General features: G+C 74.5%; 4 protein-coding genes and 1 pseudogene. 1 reads left to right on the top strand and 4 read right to left on the bottom strand.

The genetic code is table 11. The annotated features are described in order from the left end of the window. A pseudogene (locus ACME2J_RS21805) lies at positions 1 to 907 on the bottom strand (DNA-directed RNA polymerase subunit beta); the annotation flags it as partial. Positions 908 to 1,242: 335 nt separating this feature from the next. Continuing rightward, positions 1,243 to 1,869, bottom strand: coding sequence for an SGNH/GDSL hydrolase family protein (locus ACME2J_RS21800; protein ID WP_495547054.1), 627 nt, complete (start codon positions 1,867 to 1,869; stop codon positions 1,243 to 1,245). A gap of 89 nt (positions 1,870 to 1,958) precedes the next feature. Here ACME2J_RS21800 and ACME2J_RS21795 point away from each other — a divergent pair, with 89 nt between their 5' ends. Continuing rightward, a complete protein-coding gene (locus ACME2J_RS21795) occupies positions 1,959 to 4,181 on the top strand; it encodes an acyltransferase family protein (protein WP_495547053.1) in 2,223 nt (740 codons plus the stop codon). Here the strand turns inward: ACME2J_RS21795 and ACME2J_RS21790 are convergent. After that, positions 4,121 to 5,026: a DUF58 domain-containing protein gene (locus ACME2J_RS21790; RefSeq protein WP_495547052.1), complete on the bottom strand. Its 906-nt coding sequence runs from the start codon at positions 5,024 to 5,026 to the stop codon at positions 4,121 to 4,123. The two genes, ACME2J_RS21795 and ACME2J_RS21790, sit on opposite strands and share 61 nt — an antisense overlap. Then, positions 5,023 to 5,786 (bottom strand): AAA family ATPase (locus ACME2J_RS21785; RefSeq protein ID WP_495547051.1); only part of this gene is annotated, 764 nt, incomplete at its 5' end. The genes ACME2J_RS21790 and ACME2J_RS21785, both read right to left, overlap by 4 nt.

The following is a 5,786-nucleotide window of genomic DNA, read 5'->3' as shown; positions in this document are numbered from 1 at the left end:
TGTCGAGGTCGATGTCGAGCCCGAGGCGCGAGTTGAGCTTGTAGCGGCCGACGCGGGTGAGGTCGTAGCGCTTGGGGTCGAAGAAGAGCTGCTGGAGAAGCGCGTAGGCGGCGTCGACCGACGGCGGCTCGCCCGGACGCTGCTTCTTGAAGAGCTCGATGAGCGCGCCCTTCTTCGTCTTCGTCGCCTCGGGGTCGACCTCGATCGTGTTCCGGATGTACGCCGAGCCGTCGAACATCTCGAGCAGCTCGTTGTCGAGCCGCAGGACGTCGTCCTCGGACTCCTCGTGCTGCCCGTCGACCTCGGGGTTGTAGGCCATCGCGCGCAGCAGGACGGTGACCGGCAGCTTGCGCTTGCGGTCGATCCGGACGAAGACCTTGCCCTTCTTGTCGATCTCGAGCTCGAGCCACGAGCCGCGGGCCGGCATGAGGTTCGCCGTGAAGACCTGCTTCTCGCGGTCCTTCGGCTCCATGAGGTAGGCGCCGGGGGAGCGGACGAGCTGCGTGACGACGACGCGCTCGGTGCCGTTGATGATGAACGTGCCGCGGTTCGTCATCCACGGGAAGTCGCCCATGAAGACGCTCTGCTCGCGGATCTCACCGGTCTCGCGGTTGATGAACGCGACGGTGACCGTGAGCGGACGCGAGTACGTGAGGTCCTTCTCACGGCACTCCTCGATCGTCGCGGACGGCTCGTCGAAGACGAACTCGCCGAACTGGACGGCGAGGTGCCCCGTGTAGTCCTCGATCGGGGAGATGTCGTCGATCGTCTCCCTCAGCCCTCCCTTCTCGGCGTCCACGAGCCAGTCGAACGACCGCTTCTGGATGTCGATGAGGTTGGGGACGTCGAGGTTGCGGTCCAGCCGAGCGAAGCTGCGGCGCGTCCGCGGGGCGTCAACACGAGGCACGACGGGCGACTCCTCAGGGAGGTCGGAACGGGCGAGAGGCGCGCACGACCGGGGAGTCGATACGCGACCAGCGAGAATAGCACAGCGAGATGCGCCCCCTTTGTGAAGGGGCGTCCGACGCTCACGGACCCCGCCCGGGACGGCCGCGTATGTGGCGCGGCGCCTGCGTGATGGGCGGCTACGACTATTGGTCGGCCCGAACAGGGTAGCCGGTCGCGCCCCGCGGGGGAAGGGCGGGCGCCTCGCACCCCGCCACCCGGCGAGAACTCAGATGCGGTCGCTCGGCGACACGGTTCGAGTTCTCGCGCCCGTCGGGCGCCCCGGGCCTCGGCGGCTCAGCAGCGGCGGTCGACCGCGCGGGCGAAGAGCTCCGCGCGGTGGCGGTATCCGTCGCGGTCGGGGTGCAGGCCGTCGGGGAGCCGGACGTCGCCTCCCTTCACCGCCTTGCGCCACGAGACGACCTTGAGGCGCCGCGTCCGCGAGGCCTTCCTGCGCAGGACGCGGTTGAGGCCGCGGTAGGCCCCCTTGCGGGAGGGCCGGATGATGTCGGCCCAGACGACGCAGGCGTCCCGCGGGATGTCCCGCAGGGTCCGCCGGATGCGGTCGGCGAAGCGGCGCGGGTCCGAGCCGTCGTTCGTCCCGAGGCTGACGATGACCACCTCGGGTGTCGCCCGGCGGACCTGTCGGCGCAGCCGCACCATCCCCTGCGGCGTCGTGCGCCCCGACCGGACGTCCCAGCGGAGCTCGCGACCCTCGAGGAGGTCGCCGAGGTACGGACGCATCCCGACGGCGAGCGAGTCCCCGACGACGAGGACGTCCCCGCCCGCCGGCGCCGGCGCGCCGCCGGCGGAGGGGCTCTCCGCCGACGCGGCCCCCGGTCCCGAGAGGGTGAGGGCGAGGACGGCGGCCGCGGCGCCGAGGGCGCGGCGCGGCGAGAGGGCGTGTCGAGAGGTCGGCTCCACGTCGAGCGAGATGATCGGCAGGTCCCCGCGGCGGGCGCAGCCTAACGACCGATGCGGCGGTCCGCGCCGTTCCGGGTACACAGGACGACGTGCCCGCTCCCACCGCGGTCCCGCCTGCTCCCCGCACGGAAGCGCCGGAGGCGCCGCCGCCGCGTCCCCGCGAGGAACCTGGCTCCCGCGCGCTGCGGCAGGAGGTGCAGGCGCTGCGGGCGATCGCCGTCGCCCTCGTCGTCGGGACGCACTTCTGGCCGGAGGTCGTGCCGGGCGGCTTCGTCGGGGTCGACGTCTTCTTCGTCATCAGCGGTTTCCTCATCACGGGGCTGCTCCTGCGCGAGCACGGGGCGCGCGGGCGGGTCTCCCTCGCGGCCTTCTGGGCGCGGCGCGCACGCCGCCTCCTCCCCGCCGCGCTCCTCGTCGTGGCGGCCTGCCTCGCCGTCACCGTCGCGGCCGTCCCCCTCACGCACTGGGACCAGTTCCTCGGCGACATGCGCGCAGGCGTCCTGTACGTCGAGAACTGGCACCTCGCCGAGCGCTCGGTCGACTACTTCGCGGCCGACGACGGACCCTCGCCCGTGCAGCACTTCTGGACCCTCTCGGTCGAGGAGCAGTTCTACCTCGCGTGGCCCCTCCTCCTCGTCGCCGCCCTCTGGGCGGGCCGCAGGGCGGGGAGGGTCGTCGTCGGCACGCTCCTCACGCTGGTGGCGGCGGCGAGCCTCGCCTACGGGATCCACCTCACGCTCGAGAACCCGGCGCTCGCCTACTTCAGCACCCCCGCCCGCGCCTGGGAGTTCGCTGCCGGCGGGCTGCTCGCGCTCCTGCCGGCGGTCGCGGCCCCACGTCCGGTCGTGCGCGCGCTCCTCTCCTGGCTCGGCCTCGGCGCGATCGTCCTCTCGGCGTTCCTCTACTCCTCGGGGACCGCGTTCCCCGGCTGGGCGGCGCTCCTGCCGGTCGCCGGCACGCTCGCGGTCATCCGAGCGGGGATGCCGCCCGGCCTCCTGTCCCCCGCGCGCCTGTACGGCCTGCGGCCCGTGCAGGGCCTCGGGCTGCTCTCCTACTCCGTCTACCTCTGGCACTGGCCCGTCCTCGTCCTCACGCCCTACGTGCTCGGGCGGGAGGTCGACGCCGCGCTCGCCGGCGGGCTCGTCCCCCTCACGCTCGTCCTCTCGTGGGCGAGCCTGCGACTCGTCGAGGACCCGTTCCGCACCGGCCCGCTCCTCCGCGGGCGCCGTCCACGGGCGACCTACGCGCTCGCGGCACCGGCGATGGCGGTCGTCGTCGCCGCGACGTTCGTCGCCGCCGACCGGCGGGACGCGCAGTTCGACGAGGACCGGCGGGCGAGCGCGGAGACGCTCGCCGACCCGCCGGCGTGCTTCGGGGCACCGGCGCGCGACCCGGACCGGCGCTGCGTCAACCCCGGCCTCGCCCGCACCGCGGTGCCGACGCCGCTCGAAGCCGCCGACGCGGGGAACGCCCCGTGCACGATCACCGAGCGCAGCGGCCGGCACGTCAACGTCTGCGCCTTCGGTGCCCGCCCGCCCCTGACGCCGAAGCGGACGGTCGCGGTCGTCGGGGACAGCCATGCCGCGAGCTGGCGCGCCGCGCTGGCGCCCGTCGCGCGGGCCCGCCGCTGGCGCGGCCTGTCGATCACGCGCTCCGGCTGCCCGTTCACCGCGGCGACGCGGGACGTCGACGAGCCGGCGCGCAGCCGCTGCTCGCGATGGAACCGCGAGGTCCTCGAGTGGCTCCGGCGCAACCCGCGCGTCGACACCGTCTTCGTCGTCTCCCGGACCGGCCTCGACGTGAAGACCGGCGGCGAGGATCCGTGGCGAGTCACCGTCGAGGGCTATGCGGAGCAGTGGCGCGCGCTGCCCGACAGCGTCGAGCGGGTCGTCGTCCTGCGCGACAACCCGCGCGTGCGAGGCGACTCGCTCGACTGCGTCGCCGACGCCCTCGACCGGGGCGCGGTCCCCGCGACCGAGTGCGCCGTCCCGCGCGCGCGTGCGCTCGAGCGCGACCCGCAGGTCGCGGCCGCGCGACGCGTCGACCGGGAGGTCCACACCATCGACCTCACCGAGGTCTTCTGCGACCGCCGCTCGTGCTTCCCCGTCATCGGCGGCGCGCTCGCCTACCGCGACGAGAGCCACCTCACCGCGACGTTCGCCGCCACGATGGCCCCGCGGCTCGGGCGCGAGGTGTCGCGCATCCTCGGGCCGTCGCCGCGCAGGGTCGAGGCGACGCCGGCGGACGTCCCTCAGCGCAGAGCGTCGCCGAGCGCGCGCAGCCAGTCGCCGTCGGTCGACAGCACCGCGTGACCGGCCCGCGCCCGGCGGATGCCGGCCGCGACCGCCTCGCGTTCGGCCGCCATCGCCGCCGCGTAGCGCTGCCGGACGCCGGGGTCCGAGGTGTCGAGCGTGACGCTCGCGCCGCTCTCGGGGTCGACGAGGTCGATGTCTCCCACGTCGGGGAGCGAGTCCTCCCGGGGGTCGCGGATCTCGCAGACGAGGAGGGCGTGTCGCTGGCGCAGGACGCCGAGCGGGCCCACCCAGTCGCGCGCGCCGAGGAAGTCAGAGATGACGACGACGAGACCCATCCGCCGCGCGAGGCGCCCGGTCCGGATGAGCCCGCCCGCGAGCCCCTCTCCGCCGGTCGCGCCGTCGGGCGCGACGCCGGACGCGAGGGCCCGCCGCACGCGGATGAGCCCGCCGCGCCCGTGCCGCGGGGGGACGACCTGCGCGGGGCCGCCGGTGCCGCAGAGCACGAGCCCGACGCCGTCGGAGCGGCGGGTGCCGACCCGGGCGACGACCTCGGCCGCGCCGGACGCGACGTCGCTCTTCAGCCGGTCGGCCGTGCCGAAGGCCATGGACGGCGAGACGTCGAGCACGATCCACGTCGTGAGGCCGCGCTCGGGGACGTGCGCGCGGACGTGCGGGATCCGCGTGCGCGCGGTCGCCGCCCAGTCCATGTTGCGCACGTCGTCGCCCTCGACGTACGGCCGCACCTGCGCGAGCTCGGTGCCCTGGCCGATGCCGACCCCGTGGTGACCGCCGGGGAGCTGGCTCTCGACGCGCCGGGGGAGCGCGAGGTCGAGCGTCGCGAGGAGCGGCGCGGGCAGCCGGCCCGGCCCCTGGGATCCGGGGGGCGGGCCGAGGCTGCTCACCTCCCGCTCTCCTCCGGGCGCCGGAGATCGGGACGCGGCATCGCGACGGCGGCGAGCACCTGGTCGAGGATGTCGTCGGCCGACACGTTCTCCGCGAGGGCGTCGTAGCTGAGCACGAGCCGGTGACGCATGACGTCGCGCGCGACGTCGCGGACGTCGTGCGTCTCGGCATGGCCGCGGCCGCGCAGGACCGCGAGCGCCCGGGCCGCGTGCACGAGGCCGATCGGACCACGCGGGCTCGCCCCGAACTCGAGGAACGGCGCGAGGTCGCCGAGCCCGCGCTCGCGGGGATGGCGGGTCGCGTCGGCGAGGGCGACGGCGTAGCTCACGACCGACCGGTCCACGTGGACCGCGCGCACGGTCTCGCGACAGCGGGCGAGATCCTTGACGGGGAGACGCACCTTCGGCTCCGCGACGGCGTCGAGGCTGCGCTCCACGATCGCGGCCTCCTCGCCGGTCGACGGGTAGCCGACGACGATCTTGAAGAGGAAGCGGTCCATCTGCGCCTCGGGCAGCGGGTAGGTGCCCTCGCTCTCGATCGGGTTCTGCGTCGCGAGCACGAGGAACGGGTTCGGCAGCGCGTGGGTCTTCCCGCCGATCGTCGCCTGCTTCTCCTGCATGACCTCGAGGAGCGCGGACTGCACCTTCGCGGGCGCGCGGTTGATCTCGTCGGCGAGGAGGAGGTTCCCGAAGACCGGACCGAGCTCCGTGTCGAACTTCCCGGAGTCCGGGCGGTAGACGCGGGTGCCGACGAGGTCGC

It is taken from the genome of Paraconexibacter sp. (assembly GCF_059438195.1).
Note: the sequence above shows the minus strand (reverse complement) of the source record. Positions and strands in the feature narration are given on the sequence as shown.